Source organism: Luteimonas cucumeris, assembly GCF_007830035.1.
In the GTDB taxonomy this organism is placed as follows: domain Bacteria; phylum Pseudomonadota; class Gammaproteobacteria; order Xanthomonadales; family Xanthomonadaceae; genus Luteimonas_C; species Luteimonas_C cucumeris.
Window position 1 is genome coordinate 60031 of record NZ_VLKN01000005.1, and the last position, 19611, is coordinate 79641.

The window sequence follows — 19611 nt, forward strand, 5'->3', positions numbered from 1 at the left end:
TCAGCGTTTCCCAAAGAGCATCAGAACGGCGCGTCATCGTTTTCAGTTGCGACGGCGGTCTTTGCCTTGGCGGCTTTCTTGACGACGGTTTTCTTCGCCGCTTTCTTGGCGGTCTTCTTGGCAGCCTTCTTCGTCGTGGTCTTCTTCGTGGTCTTCTTGGCCGTCGTCTTCGCAGCCTTCTTCGGCGCGGCTTCCTTCTTCGCCGCGGTCTTCTTGCCGAAGCGGCCGCGCATCGGCTTGCCGGTTTCCGCCATCAACTGCTGCACTTCGGCCAGCGTCAGCGAAGCCGGTTCGCGGTCCTTGGGGATGCGGCCGTTGAGCTTGCCGTCACTGATGTAGGGACCGAAGCGTCCGTTCAGCACCTGGATGTCGCTGCCTTCGAATTCCTTGATGATGCGGTTGCGCGCGATCTCTTCCTTCTCGTGGATCAGGAATACCGCGCGCGCCAGGTCGATGGTGTAGGGATCGTCCTCCTTCTTCAGCGAGGCGTACACGCTGCCGCGCTTGGCGAACGGGCCGAACCGGCCGATGCCGACGCTGACTTCCTCGCCGCCGTCCTGGCCGAGCTTGCGCGGCAGGCGGAACAGGTCGATCGCCTCTTCCAGCGTGATGGTGTGCATGCTCTGGCCGGGGCGCAGCGACGCGAACGTCGGCTTCTCTTCCTCGGTCTCGGCGGTGCTGCCGATCGCGGCGTAGGGTCCGTAGCGGCCGAGCCGCACGCTGACCGGCTTGCCGGATTTCGGATCGATGCCGAGTTCGCGCGCGCCAGTGGCTTCGCTGCGGTCGACCGATTCGGTCTTCTCGTCGACCAGTTCCTTGAACGGGCCCCAGAACTTCTCCATGAGCGGGATCCACTCCTCCTCGCCGCGCGACACCGCATCGAGTTCGTCCTCGAGCTTGGCGGTGAAGTCGTAGTCGACGTAGCGGGTGAAGTGGCCGCTGAGGAAGTTGGACACGGCGCGGCCGACGTCGCTGGGACGGAAGCTGCGGCCTTCCATTTCCACGTACTTGCGGAACAGCAGGGTCTGGATGATCGAGGCGTAGGTCGAGGGACGGCCGATGCCGTATTCCTCCAGCGCCTTGACCAGCGCCGCTTCGGTGAAGCGCGGCGGCGGCTGGGTGAAATGCTGGTCGGCGTGGATGCGGTCCAGCGGCACGCGGTCGCCGGTCTTCATCGGCGGCAGCTTGCGGCCTTCGTCCTCGTCGTCCTTGCCCTTGGTGTCCTTGCCTTCCTCATAGACGGCGAGGAAGCCCGGGTCGATCACGGTGGTGCCACTGGCGCGGAAGCTGTGCTCGCTGCCGGCGGCAAGGTCTACCGATACGGTGTTGAGCGTGGCCGGCACCATCTGCGAGGCGACGGCGCGCTTCCACACCAGTTCGTAGAGCTTGCGCTCGTCGTCGGTGAGGAAACGCGACACCTGCGATGGAACACGCAACGCAGACGTCGGGCGCACCGCCTCGTGCGCTTCCTGCGCGTTCTTCGACTTGGTGGTGTAGAAGTTGGGCTTGTCCGGCAATGCGCGCGTGCCGAAATCGCGCGCGATCACGTCGCGGATCTCGCCCAGCGCATCCAGCGACAGGTTGACCGAGTCGGTACGCATGTAGGTGATCAGGCCGACCGTGCCTTCCTCGCCGATCGCCACGCCCTCGTACAGCTTCTGCGCGACCTGCATGGTCTTGCGCGTGGTGAAGCCAAGCTTGCGCGCGGCCTCCTGCTGCAGTGTCGACGTGGTGAACGGTGGCGACGGACGGCGCTTGCGTTCCTTGCTGGCGACATCGGTGACGTGCAAGGCGCCACCGGCCGCGGCCACGATGCGGCGGCGCGCGTCCTCGGCGGTGTCGCCGTCGGTGACGGTGAACTGCTCGAACTTCTTCCCGTCGAGCTTGTTGAGCTTGGCGGTAAACGCCTGCGACGGATGCGCGCACTCGGCTTCGATCGACCAGTACTCGCGCGCGACGAAGGCTTCGATCTCCTCCTCGCGCTCGACGATCATGCGCAGCGCCGGCGACTGCACGCGGCCGGCGGACAGGCCGCGCTGGACCTTGCGCCACAGCACCGGCGACAGGTTGAAGCCGACCAGGTAGTCCAGCGCGCGCCGCGCCTGCTGCGCATCGACCAGGTCGCTGGCGATGCTGCGCGGCTTGAGCATGGCTTCCTTGATCGCGCGCGGCGTGATCTCGGTGAACACCACGCGCTGCAGGGTCTTGTCCTTGAGCAGGCCGCGCTCCTTCAGGATCTCGGCGATGTGCCAGCTGATCGCCTCGCCTTCGCGGTCCGGGTCGGTCGCCAGGAAGATGCCCTCGGCGCTCTTGGCGGCCTTGGCGATGGCCTCGACATGCTTCTGGTTCTTGTCGATCAGGTCGTAGCGCATGCGGAAGCCGTCGGCCGGATCGACCGCGCCCTCCTTCGGCACCAGGTCACGGACGTGGCCGTAGGACGCCAGGACGGTGAAGTCCTTGCCCAGGTATTTGTTGATCGTCTTGGCCTTGGCGGGCGATTCGACGATGAGGAGGTTCTTGGCCATGGGCGGGGAGGTTCCGGGCGCGGCGTGAACGCCGCGCCAAAATGGGGATTGCAGAAGGCGACGCCCGAGGCCGGGGCCTCGGGCGTCTGGGTCGCTCTATTTATAGTGGAATCACGCCGAGGCCGGCGGTGTCAAGCTCGACGGCCCGGATGGGTGATACCGGTCGGTGGATTCGGGACCAAACCGTCAGATCCCGGATGCCCGATCCCGAATCCGGTTTTCAGTGCACCGGCTCCGGCTCGTCGACGAACATCTGGGTTTCCATCCAGGCGTAGGCGGCCTCGGAGCCGGGCTGGTTGAACAGCACCATCAGCACGACCCATTTCAGGTCGTCCAGGTCCAGTTCGTCCTGGTCCAGCGCCATGGCGCGGTCCAGCACCAGTTCGCGCTGGTCGGCATCGAGCACGCCGTGCTGCTCCAGGAACAGCAGGAAGCCGCGGCATTCGACGTCGAGCTTGTCCAGTTCCGGGCCGAAATAGATGCGGGTCGGGCCGTTGCTGCGCGCAACCGTGGCGCCGGGGCGCTGTTCGGCCAGGGCGTCGAGCCAGTCGAAAGCCTTGTTGATCTCCGCCGGGCTGAAACCGGCCTGGATCAAGCCGTTCTGGAGGGAGTCGCGATCGCGGACGGGGTCGGCGTCGTCGGTGAAGTAGTGCTCGAACAGGTACAGCAGGACATCCAGGATGCTCTCTTTCATTTCCCTCGGCCTGCGCCGGTCTCCGGCGCGTTGGGGGACAGGGTCTTGCGGGTGTAGCGGCCGTGCAGGTTGCTGACGTGGCCCTCAAGCTCCATGACCAGCAGCATGGAGGACAGTTCCGCGGCCGTCAATCCGGTCCGGTCGATCAGGCGATCCATACCGGTTGGGTCGTGGCCGAGGGCTGCCCACAAGCGCTGGTAGTCGGGGTCGTCGAGCAGCGGAGGCTGAATGGGCGTCCGCGGGTGCTCGACAGGGCCTGTAGTGGGGATGTCGAGGCGCTGGCGCAAGGTCGCGGCCAGCTCGGCAGCCATCGGCATGAGCGCGGCGATCACCTCGTCGGCGCGTTCGACCAGCCCGGCGCCATCGCGGATCAGCCGGTGGCAGCCGCGGGCGAGCGGGTTGTGGATCGAGCCGGGCACGGCGAACACGTCGCGGCCGCCTTCGCTGGCGCAGCGGGCGGTGATCAGCGCGCCGGAACGCAGCGCGGCCTCGATCACCAGCGTGCCCAGGCTGAGCCCGGCCAGGATGCGGTTGCGGCTGGGGAAGTGTTCGCGCCGCACCTGCGTGCCGGGGGCATGTTCGCTGACCACCGTGCCGCGGTCGGCGATCTGCGACATCAGTGCGGCGTTGTCGCGCGGATAGGCCACGTCGGGACCGGTGCCGAGCACGGCGATGGTCAGTCCGCTCTCGACCGCCAGCGCGCCCTGGTGCGCGGCGGTATCGATGCCGGCCGCCAGGCCGCTGGCGACGGCCAGTCCGGAAGTGGCCAGTGCATGCGCGAAATCGTAGGCGTTGTCGCGCCCGCCGGCGGTCGGCGAGCGGCTGCCGACCACGGCCACCGACGGATGCCAGAGCAGCGCCGGATTGCCGGCCACGAACAGCGCCAGCGGCGGACTGGAGATGCGCCGCAGCAGCGGCGGGTAATCGGCGTCGTGCCAGCCGAGCAGGTGGTGGTCCGGCTGTGCCAACCAGGTACGGCTGCGGGCGAGGTCGTCGGTCTCTTCCCGTTCCAGGGCGCGGATCTGCGCGTCGTCCAGCCCGGCGTCGCGCCATGCGCGTCGTCCCGCGGCCAGCGCGGCGGCGGGCGTGGCATGCGACTCCAGCAACTGGCGCCGCGACGCGGTCGTGCCGCCGGCGGCATGCAGCCGCAGCAGGGCCTGCTGGGAATCGGTGGGATCGGGATCGGCGGGTCGAAGTTCGGCGTGCATCGGATCAGCCTAATGCCGAAACGACGACGGCGCCCGCAGGCGCCGTCGCATCGTGATGTCGGAAAATTCTGATTACACGCAGGCCTGATTCGCGCAGGCGCGCTCGTCGTTACTGGGTGGCGTCCGGGTGCTTGAGGCCGTAGCCGACACGGGTCGGCTTGATGCCTTCCATGACCAGGCCGTAGCTCATCTTGTCGAAGGTGCGGAAGATCATGACGTGGCCGGCGAACTCGTCGGGCAGCTGCACGCGCGAACGCTTGGGCACGCTCAGGTCGCTGCGGTCGAGACCGTATTCGACGCGGTCGATCACCTGGTTGCCGTTGCTCCAGATCGAGAACACGGTGCCGTTGTCGATGCCGTCGCGGGCGCCGGCGGAGATCGCGATCACGTCGCGCGGACCGCCGTACAGGTTGACGTCGGCCACGGCCAGCACCTGCGCCTTGCCGACCGGCAACTGCACCTTCGGCGGATGCGGGAAGAACTGCAGATCGTAGGGTTGCGCGTCGACCGCGATCAGGCGGTCGCCGACCCGGACTTCGCGGCCGGCTTCGTCCAGCAGCAGCGTGCTGACCTGGACATCGCCCACTTCGCCGCGGGTGACGGTGCCGACGTTGACCCGGACCAGTTCGTGGCCGAGCAGTTCCAGCGGGCCTTCCATCAGCGCGATGTTGGTCCAGCCGGTGTTGAGGTCGGCGGTTTCGGTCAGCAGGCGGTTGCCGCGGAAGTCGAGGTCTTCCTTGAACACCATGTACTCGCCGTTGGACATGCGCCGGGTCTGGGTGAAGCGCTGGCTCGGGCGTACCACCATGTAGCGCTGCCCCGGCTGGGCGTCGGCGATGCCGCGCACGTAGGCGACCTGGCCCTGGGTGCCGCGCAGGCGCTCGCCTTCCAGGCTGACCACGTAGGGCAGCTGCTGGAACTCGTCGACGACGCGCAGGTCCTTGAGGAAGGCCTCGACCTGGTCCAGCGGGATCGCGTTGATCGGCGCCGCTTCGGTGCGCGGGCCCGGCTGCATGGCCACACGGTCGAGGTAGGCCAGGCTGATCACGTCGCCCGGATAGATCAGGTGCGGATTGGCGATCTGCGGATTGGCCTGCCAGATCTCCGGCCACAGCCACGGCTTCTTCAGGAAGCGCGCGGAAATGTCCCACAGAGTGTCTCCGCGCTTCACCACGTAGGTGTCGGGATGATCGCCGCGCATCTCCACGGCCGCAGCGTAGGTAGCGACGGTCAACATCGCTACCGCAAAAACAACACGAAGCCCCTGAGAAAGGTGCTTAAGCATCGCGGCCATCTACCCGCTCCCCTTGAAGAAAATCCCCTATAGCCGGGCCAATATAGCCCACAAACCTCGCTGCAAGGCAAGCGCGGCGGCGTTACAATCGCCCCAGCGCTTGCGCTTGTGACCGACGCCCCCATTTTCCAGCCATGGCCCTGCTCCCGATCCTCGAATTCCCCGATCCGCGCCTGCGCACCAAGGCGGTGCCGGTGGATCCCGTGCGCCTGGCCGATCCCGCGTTCCAGCGCCTGTTCGACGACATGTTCGAGACCATGTACGAGGCGCCGGGCATCGGCCTGGCCGCCAGCCAGGTCGACGTGCACCAGCGCTTCATGGTGATCGACGTGTCCGAGGAGAAGGACCGCCCGATGGTGTTCGTCAACCCGGTGATCGTCGCCAGGTCCGGCGAACAGGTCTATCAGGAAGGCTGCCTGTCGGTACCCGGCATCTTCGCCGATGTCACCCGCGCCAACGAGATCACCGTGCAGGCGCTCGATCGCCATGGACAGGCGTTCGAACTGAACATCGACGGCCTGCTGGCGGTGTGCGTGCAGCACGAGATGGACCACCTCGAAGGCAAGCTGTTCGTCGATTACCTGTCGCCGCTGAAGCGCGAAATGGTGCGCAAGAAGCTGGCCAAGCAGAAGCGCGCGGCCTGAAGGCCGGATTCGCCTGGGGCAGCATCCCTTTTAGTTGTCATCCCGAACGCAGTGAGGGACCTGCTTTTGCGTCGCAATCGACAAGCAGGTCCCTCACTGCGTTCGCGATGACAGCGGATAAAATCCGAGTATGGCTTTGAAAATCGTCTTCGCCGGCACGCCGGATTTCGCCGTGCCTTCGTTGCGCGCCGCCATGCGGCATGGCGATGTCGTTGCCGTGTACACGCAGCCGGATCGTCCGGCCGGGCGCGGCCGCGGCCTGCAGGCTTCGCCGGTCAAGCTGGAAGCGGTGGCCGCGGGCATCCCGGTGCTGCAGCCTGAAACGCTCAGGGACCAGGCGGCGCGCGATGCGTTGCGCGCGCTGCAGCCGGACCTGATGGTGGTGGTGGCCTATGGCCAGATCCTGCCGCAGAAGATCCTCGACATCCCGCGCCTGGGGTGCTGGAACGTGCATGCCTCGCTGCTGCCGCGCTGGCGCGGCGCCGCCCCGATCCAGCGTGCGATCGAGGCCGGCGATCGCGAGACCGGCGTGTGCCTGATGCAGATGGAAAAAGGCCTGGACACCGGCCCGGTGCTGCTGTCGCAGAAGCTGGCGATCGGCGACGACGAGACCGGAGGTGAACTGCATGATCGCCTGGCCGAACTTGGCGCGCAGACCTTGTCCGATGGCCTGGAGCTGCTGCTGGCCGGGGTGCGTCCGGTGCCGCAACCGCAACCGGAAGACGGCGTGAGTTACGCGCACAAGCTGGAGAAGCACGAGGCGAAACTGGACTGGTCGCAACCGGCGACGGTGCTGGCCAACAAGGTGCGCGCCTTCCATCCCTGGCCGATTGCCGAGGCGGAAGTGGCAGGCGAACGCGTGCGCATCCATGCCGCCGAAGCATTGCCTTCGATGCAGCGTGCAGTGCCGGGCACACTGCTGGCGGCGAGCCGTGATGGCATCGACATCGCCTGTGGCGAAGGCATGCTGCGGATCCACGACCTGCAGCGCGAAGGCGGCAAGCCGATCACGGCGACCGATTACGTCAATGCGCGCCGTGGTTTGCAGCAGGCCGTTTCGATGCCGCGACCATGAGCGGTGCGTCGTCGCGCGTTGCCGCCGCCCGCGTGCTGGATGCGGTGCTGCATCGTGGCCGCTCGTTGAAGGCCGAACTTGCCGTGGCATTGCCGGCGCTCGCTGACCCGCGCGATCGCGCGCTGGTCGAGGCGATCTGCTTCGCGGCATTGCGGCAGCGCGCCCGCCACGACGCCGCGCTGAAGGCGTGGATCGCCAAGCCCTTGCCCAAGCGCGACGACGAACTGCGTGCGCTGCTGCGCGCCGGTTTCGCGCAGGTCGACGCGCTCGGTCTGCCGGCCCACGCCGCGGTCGCGGCGACGGTGGAAGCGACACGAGCGATGGGACGCGCGCATCAGGCCGGGATGGTCAATGCATTGCTGCGGCGCGCGTTGCGCGAGGGCCTGCCCGAAGCCGATGCCGCCGATGCCTGGCCGACCTGGCTGCGTGAGCAGCTGCGCGCCGAGTGGCCCGGGGAATTTGCCGCCATCATCGCGGCCAGCGCGGTGCCTGCGTCGACCTGGCTGCGCGTGAACGCCCGTCGCGTCGCCCGCGACAATTACGTTGACACGCTGCGCGAAGCTGGCATCGAAGGCGTCGTGCCGGTAGGCCTGGCCGATGCCGTGCGCGTCGACGCTTCCGTTGCGGTGGCATCGTTGCCCGGCTTCGCGACGGGCGATGTCTCGATCCAGGACGGCGCCGCGCAGCTGGTCGCCGATGCGTTGTCGCCCGCGCGCGGCGCGCGCGTGCTCGATGCCTGCGCCGCGCCCGGCGGCAAATCGGCGCACCTGCTCGAACGCGATCCCTCGTTGCGCCTGACCGCTGTCGACAGCGATGCGCGGCGGTTGCGCAAGGTCGCCGAAACGCTCGCACGACTGCAACTGGAAGATGGCGCGGTGCTGAGTGTCGCCGATGCGAGCCGCCCGCAAACGTGGTGGGATGGTGCACCTTTCGACGCGATCCTGCTGGATGCGCCCTGTTCGGCGACCGGGATCGTGCGGCGGCAGCCGGACATCCTGCTGCATCGTCGCGAAAGCGACCTGGCGTCCGTTGTCGAGCTGCAGGCGCGCCTGCTCGACGCTGTCTGGTCGATGCTGCGACCCGGGGGCGTGCTGCTGTATGCGACGTGTTCGATCCTCAAGGCCGAGAACGAACAACAGGTGGCTGCGTTCCTCGCGCGCACGCCGGATGCGACCATCGATCCGCTCGACGAACGTTTCGGTCATCTCGCCGGGGCCGGCCGCCAGCGATTGCCGGGTGAGGATGGCATGGACGGGTTTTTCTATGCGCGATTGCGCAAGGGCGGCTGACCGCCTGCGTCATTCCGCGAAGGCAGATGTGCTTTACAACAGCCGAAGGCTGTCATCTCCGCTGACTCGCCTCGTCCGTCATCCCGGCGAACGCCGGGATCCAGGCGCTTTGGTCCTGGAGCAAGAGCTTCCGTGCGCTAAAGCGCCCGGGTTACTTTCTTTGCTGGCCCAAAGAAAGTAACCAAAGAAAGGGCCTGAAGCCCCATTGACTGACGTCGTAGTCGGGCTTGTGAGCGCTGAGCGGCGTCCGTCGCGGCCGACTTTCTTTACGCCGCTTCGAAGTTTGTCCTGCGTAGATGGACGGATTCCTCAGCCAGGGTTCGACCGATATGACACGCGCCGAGCGCTTATCATGTGGTCATGCTCAAGACCCGCGCTTCCCGTGATTTCTGGCTGCTTGCCTTCACTGCGTTGCTGGTGCTCGGCGCCGGCCTCGGCTTGCGTGATCCCTGGCCGGCCGACGAACCGCGCTTCGCGCTGGTCGCCAGGCAGATGGTCGAAAGCGGCAACTGGCTGTTCCCGCATCGCGGCATCGAACTGTATTCGGACAAGCCGCCGTTGTTCATGTGGCTGCAGGCGGCGACCTATACGGTGCTGCGCGACTGGCGTGTCGCCTTCCTGCTGCCGTCGCTGCTGGCTTCGCTCGGCACGCTGTGGTGCGTATACGACCTCGGCCGTCGCCTGTGGACCCGGCAGGTCGGTCTGTATGCGGCATGGGCATTGCTGTTCGCGCTGCAGTTCACGTATCAATCGAAGAAGGCGCAGATCGATCCGCTGGTGACGTTCTGGATCACGCTGGCCAACTACGGCCTGCTGCGGCATCTGCTGCTGGGACCGAACTGGAAGCTGTGGTGGCTGGGCTGGTTCGCCGCGGGGCTGGGCACCGTCACCAAGGGTGTCGGCGTACTGGCGTTGGTGATGATCGTGCCGGCGCTGTTCGCGGTCTGGCGCGGCTGGCCGCGCGTAGGGCTGCACCTGCGCGATGCGCGCTTCTGGCTGGCGCCGCTGGCATTCGCCTTCGCCGCGTCGCTGTGGCTGGTGCCGATGGTGACCACGGCGTTGTCGCAGGACGATCCCTCGTATCGCGCCTATCTCAACGACATCCTGTTCAACCAGACCGCGAACCGCTACGCGCGCTCCTGGGACCACGCGCAGCCGCCGTGGTATTTCCTCGGCGTGATGCTGACCATGTGGTTGCCGGCGATGCTGGCACTGCCGTGGGCCTTGCCGGCCTGGAAGCGTCGCCTGCAGCGTCGCGATGCGCGTTACCTGTTGCCGCTGGCGTGGTGGCTGCTGCTGGTGGTGTTCTTCTCCATTCCCAGCGGCAAGCGCGATGTCTACATCATGCCGGCGTTGCCGATGGCGTGTCTGGCGCTGGCGCCGCTGTTGCCGGGCATTGTGCGCAAGCTGTGGGCGCAACGGCTGGCGATCGCGTTCGCAGGCTTGCTTGCCGGTGTCGCGTTGCTGCTTGGATTGACGCTGCTGTTCGGCGACACGGCTTTCGAACGACGCCTGATCGAGCAGCGCGGCTTCACCAACGGCGCGCATGCGCTGGCCTGGCTGCTGTCGGCGATCGGCGCCTGGGGCATCGGCAGCCTGGTGTGGTTCGGGCGACGCCGCGCGATCGCGGGCCTGGTCAGCACGCTGGCCGGGCTGTGGGTGCTGTACGGACTGGTCGCTTATCCACTGCTCAATCCGTCGAGCTCGGCACGCGAGCTGATGGAGGATGTCGCGGTGCGCATCGGTCCGGATTCCGAGTTGGCGCTGGTGGCGTGGAAGGAACAGAACCTGTTGATGTCGAGGCCGATGGCGACCACGTTCGGCTTTGTCATGCCCTGGCCGGAGCAGTTGCGGCGCGGCATCGAATGGCAGGCGCAGGCGCCGGGCAAGCGCTGGCTGCTGGTGCAGGAGCCCGCGTTGGGCGAGTGCGTGGTTCGCGCGAAAGCCGAGCTGGCGGGGCTGTCGAACCGGCGTCGCTGGTGGCTGGTGCCGGCCGACGCGGTCGTGCCCGGCTGCGTGCCCGCGACTTCGGACGTGCCCGGCAACGCGGTGGACACCGATCCGGACTGAGCGTTTTTGTTCTAGAGCGGAGCTCGCTTCGCTCTACGAGGCCGCGCGCAGCAGCCGGTACTTGTCATAAACGTAGCGTGCGTGCAGCGCGTGGTAGCGGTAGGCCATGGCGCCATCGAGAAAGCCGCCGCGCAGCAGGTAGTTCTTGAGCCAGTAGGCGGTCGCATGCAGCGCCGCCGACAGCGGGCCGGCACGACGGCCGGCGGCACGCTTCTGCCGGGCCCAGAGCTGCGCGTAACGTTGCAGCTTCGCCGCATATTCCTCATGGCTGCGCGCGGTGTCGTGTTCGATGCGTGCATCCAGCAGCGCCACGTGCTGGCCGGCCAGGTCGAGCTTCTCGTGCACGTCCGCCGGCAGGTAGCGCAGCGACGGGCGGAACAGGCGCTCGACCTTTTCCCTGCCCCAGCCGCCGTGATCCAGCGTCGCGCCGAGAAAACGCGTGCGTCGCAGCAGTCGCCAGACATCGGCGCGTTCGACTTCACCATCGGCGAACAGGTCGCGCAGCGCTTCGGCAGCGCCATCGCCCAGCCATTCGTCGGCATCCAGCAGCAGCACCCACGGCTGGGACGCGCGTGCGATCGCCGCGTTCTTCTGTGCCGCGAAACCGAGCCAGGGCTGTTGTTCGACACGCGCGCCGGCGGCGACGGCGACCGCCGCGGTTGCGTCGTCGGAGCCGGAGTCGAGCACGATCACCTCGGTGCAGACCGAGACCAGGCTGGCGACGCAGCGGCCGATGCGGTCGGCCTCGTTTTTGGCGATGACCACGCCGCTGATCGGCAATTTCGATTGGTTCGGCATCGGCAGGCTCACCAGCGCAGCGGCCGTCGCGCCACTTCGCGGGCGAGGCGCTGGTACAGCGCCTCGGCTTCACGATCGGCCAGGAAGCGGATGCGCAGCGGCGGCGACAAGGCGCTGGCGCCGGCAGTATCCAGGTGCACGGTGGCCATGCCGAAGCGGCGATCCAGCGGCGAACGCGTCAGCCGCAGCGCCTGCAGCTTGTCCAGTTCGGCGAAACGCCAGTGCCGCGACCACCAGCCCTCGCGCACCGCGACCAGTTGTCCGTCGATCGCATAACCGGCGCGACGTGCGTGCTGGCGCGCGGCCAGTGCTGCCCATGGCAGCCACAGCAGGCCAAGCAGGCCCCAGTGGCCGAAGCGCCAGCCCAGGCCTGCCGTCAACGCCAACGTGAACACGATGCCCGGCAACCACAGGCGCCACCACGCCTGCGGATGCAGCGGCGTCCATCCGGCAAGCGGCCATTGCGCGCGCGGCAGCAGGTGCTGCAGCAGCGCGTCGCAGGTCGCCGGCGTGGCGACCGGCGCCAGTTCGCCGATGCCGCGCGGGTCGTCCTGCTTGCCGGCGACCGCGGTGTCGATCTGCAGGCTGCGCCGCTTGAGCAGGCGATGCATCAGGCCTTCCTGCAGGGTCCAGGCCTGGATGCGGCGACGCGGCACGCTGCTGCGTACCCGCGTCAGCAGGCCGCGCTCGACCGTGAGCCGCCGACCATGCTGCTGCAGACGGAAGCCGTGGTACTGCAGCAGTGCGATCGCGATCGAGAACAACCGCATCAGCAGCATCACGCCGGCGACCAGGATGATCCCGGCGAGGGCGTATTCGATCGCGCCGAAGTGATGGCTGCCTGCGTAGCCGAACAGCATCTTGCCGACACGTTCGAACAGGTTCGGGATCAGCCGTGGGCTGACCTGCGACGCCGCCGCGAAGGCTGCACCGATCACGATCAGCCCGCGATTGGAGATCAGCCCCAGCCGCAGCACCTCGCCAGGCGGCAGCTGCAACAGCAACTGGCCCTGCTCGGCAAGATCCGGTGTCGCGGCATCGGCGCTGCCGGTGCTGCGACGGCGCAGCAGCGTTTCCAGCGCCAGTGCGTCGGCCAGTTTCAGCACCCGCATCTCCGCTTCCGGTTTTTCGCCGCCGGCCGACTCCAGCCGCACTTCCGCCACGTTGAACAGCCGGTGCAGCAGCGTCTGGTGCAGGGCGACGTTGTGGATGCGCGCGAACGGGATCTGTCGCAGGCTGCGATGCAGCAGTCCGCTGCGGATCACCAGACGGTCGCCATCGACGCGGTAGCGATAGGTGAAGTACTGCCAGATTGAACCCAGCGCCAGTACGCCGACGCCGATCAGCGGCCACAATTCGTTGCGGTCGCCCTGGCCGAAGAAGAACAGTGCGACCAGCGGGACGATGAACTGCCGCAGCTGCCGGATCAGCACGAACAGCCACGACAGCGGATGCAGCCGCTGTTCCGGCGTGGCGTCCGCCGCCGGCGCCGCCGCTTCAGGCGTCGGTGTCGTCGTCATCGTCGGTCTGCAGCAGTGCGAGGCGATCGCGCAGGCGTTCGGCGTCGGCCTCATCCAGTCCGGTGACTGACACCGCGCTGTTGCGCGTGCCGGCGGTATGGATCACCAGTGTCGCCAGCCGGTAGCGGCGCTCCAGCGGTCCATGCTTGAGATCCAGGTGCTGCACGCGCGAGGCCGGCACCCGGGTCTCGCTGCGCCACAGGTTGCCGCGGCGCAGCGCGAAGCCGTCGGCGTCCAACTTCCATCGCGTATGGCGGTATTGCTTGCGAGCCAGCCACCACCCGAACAGCGGCAGCCCGAGCAGGGCGATGCACGCGGCGGCCAACTCCCACGACTTCGATGGAATCAGCAGGCCGATCGGCACCAGCATGGCCAGCGCCGCGACAATCGAGCCGGCCACGTTGACCAGCACGAACATCGTCAACGCGCGCGGCGGCATCGGCTGCCATCCCGGGTCGCCGGCGGCGATGGCGGGTGCGGGATCGGGCGTGGCGTCGCTCATCAATGCGTTTCCAGATCCCGGTAGGGATTGTCTTCGCCGCTGCCCGGCGGACGCAGCGTATAGCGCTTGTAGGTCCACTGGTACTGCGCGGGATCGCGTCGCGCGATCTGCTCGACCGCGGCGTTCAGCGCAGCCACGCCTTCCGCGACGTCGGGCGAAGCGATCGCCTGCGGCGCCGGTTCGATGCGCAGCGCGAAATCGGGACCGGCGCCGATGCGTTCGCAATACGCGAACAGCACGGTGGCGCCGCTGCGTTCGGACAGGCGGTTGAGCAGGGTCATGGTCAGCGCCTGCACGCCGAAGAACGGCGCGAACTCGCCGTCGCCGGCCTTGGGTTGCTGGTCAGGCAGGATGCCGGTGACGCCGCCGGCCTTCATCAGCTTCCACAGCTGGCGTACCGCCGGGCCTTCGGCACGGATCTGGGTCACGCGACCGCTGTCGTCGGCGCGGACGATGCGCAGGAAGGCTTCGCCGATCGCCGATTCCGGCGGCCGGTACAGGATCGAGATCGGCGTCTTCGAAGCCAGCCACTGGTTGAGCAGCTCCCAGTTGCCATAGTGCGGCGCGGCGACGATCAAACCCTTGCCGGCTGCGACGGCGTCGTCGAACAGATCGACGCCATGACTTTCGCGGATCAGCGCCAGGTTGCGCGCATGCGGACGCGTCCACAGTCGCAGTGTTTCCAGTGCCTGGCGTGCAGTGCCGCGCAGGATCGCACGGTGCAGGCGCTCGCGTTCGTCGACCGGCATCCGTGGGTACGCAAGTTGCAGGTTGCGTCGCGCGACGCGGCTCTCGCGCACGTCCAGCCGTCGCATCGCGGCTGCCATGGCATCGCCGCAGCGCATCAGCCACGACCAGGGCATGCGGGCGATGCTGGCGACGAGGACGTACAGCAGGCGGGCGGTGAAGTTGGTCATTGAAACGCAGTCTACCGGCTGCGTGCGGACGTATTCACCCGGTGACCGCCGCCGCTGTGACAGTCATTCGGGCGTAGGTTGATCCGGTGGTTGCTTGCTGTGCTTGTCATCCCGGCGCACGCGGAACCCCGTTTTTTGCGTTGTAGAGAGGAGCTTGTTCCACTGCCTCTTGCTGCAAGTGCAGAGCTTCCGCCTTGCGGCGGGTCACTTTCTTTGCTGGCCCAAAGAAAGTAACCAAAGAAAGGGCCCGAAGCCATGTTGAGAGTGCCGCACTCGTTAGGTACGGGTTCGAAATCTCTTTCGACGCGGCCACGGCTCTTGTCGCTGATCTGGACTTGTGGGCTGGCGCCCACAGGGTGCCGCTTCGTTGATTGAGCTGCTTCCGACGGTCATCCAACCGGATCGAGCTGTGCCGAAGACCGGATCCCGGCGTGCGCCGGGATGACGGCCATGAGAGGCTTGCCCGATTCCCGATTCCCGATTCCCGATTCCCATGCTCGCCCTCATCCAGCGTGTGACCCAGGCCGCCGTCGTCGTTGGCCATGAAACCGTCGGTGCGATCGGTCCGGGCCTGCTTGCGCTCGTCGGCGTCGAGCCCGGCGATGGCGAACCGCAACTGGCACGGATGGCGCAACGCCTGCTCGGTTACCGCGTGTTCGCCGATGCCGAGGGTCGGATGAACCGCTCGCTGGCCGACAACGGTGGCGGGTTGTTGCTGGTCAGCCAGTTCACGCTGGCGGCAGACACCCGTTCCGGCATGCGCCCGGGCTTCAGCACGGCCGCCGCACCGGCCGAGGCTGAACGGATCTTCAGCCAGTTGGTGGCGATCTGCCGCGAAAAACACCCTGCAGGGGTGGAAACCGGGCGGTTCGGTGCCCATATGGTGGTCAGCCTGGTCAATGATGGCCCGGTGACCTTCCTGCTCAAGTCCTGACCCGGCTGGCTGGCTGGTATAATTACGGGTTCACTTTCCCATACCGGTGGCGCCTCACATGGCCAACGAACGTCAGGCCCCACAGTCCGACATCAAGCAGCTGATCAGCAAGGGCCTGGAACAGGGTTACCTGACCTATGCCGAGGTCAACGATCACCTGCCGGACGATCTCGTCGATCCCGAGCAGATCGAAGACATCATCGGCATGATCAATGGCATGGGCATCGAGGTGCACGAGATCGCACCGGATGCCGAAACGCTGTTGCTCGCCGGCGCTAGCGATGGTGGCCGCGAAGTCGACGACACCGCCGCCGAGGAAGCCGCTGCCGCGCTGTCGGCGCTGGATACCGAAGCCGGTCGCACCACCGACCCGGTGCGCATGTACATGCGCGAGATGGGTACGGTCGAACTGCTGACCCGCGAAGGCGAAATCGCGATCGCCAAGCGCATCGAGGAAGGCCTCAACCAGATGCTGTCGTCGCTGGCCAGCTTCCCGTGGTCGGTCAAGCTGCTGCTCGACGATTACGACCTGCACAAGGCCGGCAAGAAGCGCCTGGCGGAAATCGTGGCCGGCTTCAACGACGCCGAAGAGGAAGTCCCCGAGCCGCCGGCGGCGGTGGAAGTCGCCGACAGCGATGCCGAAGCCGACGAGGAAGAAGACGACGCCACCGCCGATGCCGAGGAAGCCGGTCCCACCGGTCCGGATCCGGTCGAGGTCGCCAACCGCATGGAGGCGCTCGGCGCGCTGTACGTCAAGTTCGAGAAGAGCTACGCCAAGAACGGCCCGAGCAACAAGGCGGTGATCAAGTTGCGCCAGGACATGGCCGACCTGTTCATGACCTTCAAGCTGCCGCTGCCGCTGACCGACACGCTGGTGCGCAAGCTGCGCGAAGTGGTCGGCCAGATCAAGGAACACGAGCGCCGCATTCTCGACCTGTCCACACGCGTGGCCAAGATGCCGCGCAAGGATTTCATCCGTGCCTGGGAAGGCAACCAGACCAACCTGGAATGGGTCGACGAAGTCCTCAAGCGCAAGCAGAAGTGGTCGTCGGGCCTGCGCGACGTCAAGGACAAGATCATCGCCGAGCAGGAAGCGACCATCGCCACCGAAAAGGCGCTGCACCTGACCCTGGCCGACATCAAGGAAATCAGTCGCGCGATGGCTTACGGCGAGGCGAAGGCGCGCAAGGCCAAGAAGGAGATGGTCGAGGCCAACCTGCGCCTGGTGATCTCGATCGCCAAGAAGTACACCAACCGCGGCCTGCAGTTCCTGGACCTGATCCAGGAAGGCAACATCGGCCTGATGAAGGCGGTCGACAAGTTCGAATACCGCCGTGGCTACAAGTTCTCGACCTATGCGACGTGGTGGATCCGCCAGGCGATCACCCGCTCGATCGCCGACCAGGCGCGCACCATCCGCATCCCGGTGCACATGATCGAGACGATCAACAAGCTCAACCGCATCAGCCGGCAGATGCTGCAGCAGTACGGCCGCGAAGCGACGCCGGAAGAACTGGCGAAAGAGATGGACATGCCCGAGGACAAGATCCGCAAGGTCATGAAGATCGCCAAGGAACCGATCTCGATGGAGACGCCGATCGGCGACGACGAGGATTCGCATCTCGGCGATTTCATCGAGGACACCAACGTGATGTCCCCGGTCGAGAACACAGTCGACATCAACCTGTCGGAAACCGTGCGCGACGTGCTGGCCGGTTTGACTCCGCGCGAAGCCAAGGTGTTGCGCATGCGCTTCGGCATCGACATGAATACCGATCACACGCTGGAAGAAGTCGGCAAGCAGTTCGACGTGACCCGCGAGCGCATCCGCCAGATAGAGGCCAAGGCGCTGCGCAAGCTGCGTCATCCGAGCCGCTCCGAACAGCTGCGCAGCTTCCTCGACATCGAGTAGGCCGCACGCCGTGTGCAGGTACAAAAAACCCCGCCTCGCGCGGGGTTTTTTCTTGCATGAAACAGCGCATTGGCGTGCGCGATTGTTCGAGCGACCCGACGTCCAGCGGTAACAAGGAACGGCCCGCTTGCGCGGGCCGTTCGTGTCGCTTCACCAGCCATGGTTCGGCTTATTCGACGCTGACCGCGCTCCAGGCAGCCGCGACCGCCGCGTACTGCGGCGAGTCCGCGCCGAACAGATCGGTCGCGGCGCTCAGCGTGGCCACACGCGCACCGGGATAGTCGGTGTCCTCGACCATGTAACCGGTCAGCGCCAGGTACCAGATCTGCTCGGCGTCCGCGCGGCCGATGCCGGCCAGTTCGGTGTTGCCGTTGCAGACCAGATCGGCCGCCGTCAGGTTGGCGCCGGTGCCTTCGCCCCAACCGTCGGGTACCACCGCGCCTTCCGCCAGCAGGTAGAAGAAGTGGTTGGCCACGCCCGAGCTGTAGTGCACGTCGATGCCGCCGATGTCCGGGCTCCAGCAATCCGGCGAGAGTCCGTCCAGGCTCGGCTTGAACATGTAGCGCAGCGCGGTCTGGTACGGCAGGCTCGGATCCTGGCGGAACACCAGTTCACCGATCAGGTAATCGGGCGTGTCGCCCTCGGTGTTGGCGCGGTACTCGACCATGGCGCCGAAGATGTCGGAGGTCGCTTCGTTCAAGCCGCCCGACTCGCCGGAGTAGATCAGGTCGGCGGTGCGGCTGGTCACGCCGTGCGACATCTCGTGGCCGGCCACGTCCAGTTCCACCAGCGGTCCGACCGACGAGCCGTTGCCGTCACCAAAGGTCATGCAGAAGCAGGCGTCGCTCCAGTTGGCGTTGGCGTAATTGCGGCCGTAGTGCACGCGGCTCAGTGCGCCCTTGCCGTCGTTGGCGATGCCAGCACGGCCGTGCACTTCCAGGAAGTAATCCCAGGTCGACGACACGCCGAAATGCGCATCGACCGCGACCGTCTGCGAGTTGGTGTTGGTACCATTGCCCCAGACGTTGTCCGAATCGACGAACGCGGTACCCAAGCCCACGGTGCGGTTGCCCATGTTGCTGGTCCAGCCGCCGCCGCGCGTAGGATCGATGAGCTGGAAGCCGTTGCTGCATTCGCCGGTGCCCAGCTCGACCTCGCCCAGGTACAGCGCGTCGCCGACACCGGTGGCGGCCGTCGGGTTGGCGCACTTCGGACCATCCGGGCCGGGCTTGGCGGTGTATACCCGATCCCACTTGTCGAGGATCTTGCCGTTGTGCGCGTCGACGATGACATGCATGTCGGTAGGCGTCTGGTCTTTCTTGACGCCCTGGTAGCGGACTTCATACGCCAGCTTCGGCGCAGCGTCGCCGCGTGCGTAGATGACAGTCCTGGAGGTTGGCGACTTGGTGAAGTTGTACTCGCTGCCCAGGCGCGCACCGGCTTCGACGATGGCCCAGTCCTTGTCGACCGTTGGCACGATGTTCGGACGGGCTAGCGCGTCCAGGGTCTGCGTGACGGACTTGATCTGGTTGTTGCGGGAATGCACCACGATCCCGCCACCGATCACCGGCAGGCCACGATACGTGCGCGCAAAACGGACGTGCTCATTGCCGTTGCGATCAACGACGACATCCTTCGCGATGAACTGATCCGCGGAATCGCGCCGTACCAGACTGGTGGCGGGGCCGTTGAGCAGGCCCTGTGCGCGCACTACGGGGGAAGACGTGCGAAGGTCGCCGGCAACGGCGGTGGCAGAAAGCGCCAGCGCGGACACGACAGCCGCGCTCAAAAGACTGGACTGCATGCGGATCTCTCCCAAGAAAAGGTGATGAACGTAAGGTCGTCTCATCGGATCCCCTCGCGGAACATAACTTTTTCCGCAGGCGTTTGTGTGAATTCGCATGTCGGCCAGCGATCGTGACGCGCGATGACGACGCCGACGCATGCGGGGCGACACGAGCGCGCATGACAATGTGATGACACCACCGATGCAATTCGCAATTCCTTTGTGATCCCGTCTGCAGATACCGCCGGGTGACGGTGAACGATGTGATGGCCGCGTCAACGCGTACGGATGCGTATGCGATCGCTGCAAAAAAATAATCATCAGCCCCCTTGCAAGCAGCAAAACCCGGAACTAATCTTCGCGGGTCGTCAGGGGCGACAAGGCTGATGTTTCTTCGGTGCCGCGATCCACATGATCGTGGCGGCGGGCACGCCTCTGTTCCT

15 protein-coding genes are annotated in these 19611 nt (G+C 66.4%); 6 read left to right on the forward strand and 9 right to left on the reverse strand.

What is annotated here, in order from left to right; genetic code table 11:
• Nucleotides 1-20: 20 nt before the first annotated feature.
• The 4 genes from IP90_RS11175 to IP90_RS11190 all read right to left on the reverse strand — a co-directional run bounded on the left by IP90_RS11175 (nucleotide 21) and on the right by IP90_RS11190 (nucleotide 5664).
• Nucleotides 21-2525 carry a DNA topoisomerase I gene (locus IP90_RS11175; RefSeq protein WP_144899735.1) on the reverse strand — a complete coding sequence of 835 codons (2505 nt, stop codon included), beginning with the start codon at nucleotides 2523-2525 and terminating at the stop codon, nucleotides 21-23.
• 220 nt (nucleotides 2526-2745) lie between these two features.
• Complete coding sequence (locus tag IP90_RS11180; RefSeq protein WP_144899736.1) at nucleotides 2746-3219, reverse strand: DUF494 family protein; 474 nt, start codon at nucleotides 3217-3219, stop codon at nucleotides 2746-2748.
• Complete coding sequence (gene dprA, locus IP90_RS11185) at nucleotides 3216-4427, reverse strand: DNA-processing protein DprA (protein WP_144899737.1); 1212 nt, start codon at nucleotides 4425-4427, stop codon at nucleotides 3216-3218. The genes IP90_RS11180 and dprA overlap by 4 nt, the downstream gene beginning before the upstream one ends.
• Before the next feature lie 109 nt (nucleotides 4428-4536).
• The gene (locus IP90_RS11190) at nucleotides 4537-5664 is read right to left on the reverse strand and encodes a LysM peptidoglycan-binding domain-containing protein (RefSeq protein ID WP_144899738.1); all 1128 of its coding nucleotides are present in this window, start codon (nucleotides 5662-5664) and stop codon (nucleotides 4537-4539) included.
• 191 nt (nucleotides 5665-5855) lie between these two features.
• On the opposite strand from IP90_RS11190, the gene def reads away from it, so the two are divergent.
• From def to IP90_RS11210, 4 genes are all read left to right on the forward strand, one after another.
• Nucleotides 5856-6365, forward strand: coding sequence for a peptide deformylase (gene def / locus IP90_RS11195; RefSeq protein WP_144899739.1), 510 nt, complete (start codon nucleotides 5856-5858; stop codon nucleotides 6363-6365).
• Nucleotides 6366-6501: 136 nt separating this feature from the next.
• On the forward strand, nucleotides 6502-7440 hold the full coding sequence (gene fmt / locus IP90_RS11200; RefSeq protein ID WP_144899959.1) for a methionyl-tRNA formyltransferase: 939 nt from the start codon (nucleotides 6502-6504) through the stop codon (nucleotides 7438-7440).
• Complete coding sequence (gene rsmB / locus IP90_RS11205) at nucleotides 7437-8729, forward strand: 16S rRNA (cytosine(967)-C(5))-methyltransferase RsmB (protein WP_144899740.1); 1293 nt, start codon at nucleotides 7437-7439, stop codon at nucleotides 8727-8729. Before fmt ends, rsmB begins: the two co-directional genes overlap by 4 nt.
• 360 nt (nucleotides 8730-9089) lie before the next feature.
• Nucleotides 9090-10799, forward strand: coding sequence for an ArnT family glycosyltransferase (locus IP90_RS11210; RefSeq protein WP_144899741.1), 1710 nt, complete (start codon nucleotides 9090-9092; stop codon nucleotides 10797-10799).
• 33 nt (nucleotides 10800-10832) lie between these two features.
• Here IP90_RS11210 and IP90_RS11215 read toward each other — a convergent pair whose 3' ends face one another.
• Genes IP90_RS11215 through IP90_RS11230 form a run of 4 tightly spaced genes read right to left on the reverse strand, consistent with a single transcriptional unit; the run spans nucleotide 10833 to nucleotide 14536 of the window.
• Nucleotides 10833-11597 (reverse strand): glycosyltransferase family 2 protein, encoded by a 765-nt coding sequence (locus IP90_RS11215; RefSeq protein ID WP_144899742.1) that lies wholly within the window; start codon nucleotides 11595-11597, stop codon nucleotides 10833-10835.
• A gap of 8 nt (nucleotides 11598-11605) precedes the next feature.
• A complete protein-coding gene (locus tag IP90_RS11220; RefSeq protein ID WP_144899743.1) occupies nucleotides 11606-13117 on the reverse strand; it encodes a PH domain-containing protein in 1512 nt (503 codons plus the stop codon).
• Nucleotides 13095-13619 carry a PH domain-containing protein gene (locus tag IP90_RS11225; protein WP_144899744.1) on the reverse strand — a complete coding sequence of 175 codons (525 nt, stop codon included), beginning with the start codon at nucleotides 13617-13619 and terminating at the stop codon, nucleotides 13095-13097. The genes IP90_RS11220 and IP90_RS11225 overlap by 23 nt, the downstream gene beginning before the upstream one ends.
• Nucleotides 13619-14536 carry a lauroyl acyltransferase gene (locus IP90_RS11230; RefSeq protein WP_144899745.1) on the reverse strand — a complete coding sequence of 306 codons (918 nt, stop codon included), beginning with the start codon at nucleotides 14534-14536 and terminating at the stop codon, nucleotides 13619-13621. The genes IP90_RS11225 and IP90_RS11230 overlap by 1 nt, the downstream gene beginning before the upstream one ends.
• A gap of 493 nt (nucleotides 14537-15029) precedes the next feature.
• On the opposite strand from IP90_RS11230, the gene dtd reads away from it, so the two are divergent.
• Together dtd and rpoD are read left to right on the forward strand one after the other, a co-directional pair.
• Complete coding sequence (dtd, locus tag IP90_RS11235; RefSeq protein ID WP_144899746.1) at nucleotides 15030-15470, forward strand: D-aminoacyl-tRNA deacylase; 441 nt, start codon at nucleotides 15030-15032, stop codon at nucleotides 15468-15470.
• 58 nt (nucleotides 15471-15528) lie between these two features.
• A complete protein-coding gene (gene rpoD, locus IP90_RS11240; RefSeq protein WP_144899747.1) occupies nucleotides 15529-17382 on the forward strand; it encodes an RNA polymerase sigma factor RpoD in 1854 nt (617 codons plus the stop codon).
• Between the two features lie 169 nt (nucleotides 17383-17551).
• Here the strand turns inward: rpoD and IP90_RS11245 are convergent, their stop codons facing one another.
• On the reverse strand, nucleotides 17552-19186 hold the full coding sequence (locus IP90_RS11245; protein WP_144899748.1) for a M4 family metallopeptidase: 1635 nt from the start codon (nucleotides 19184-19186) through the stop codon (nucleotides 17552-17554).
• Nucleotides 19187-19611 lie beyond the last annotated feature (425 nt).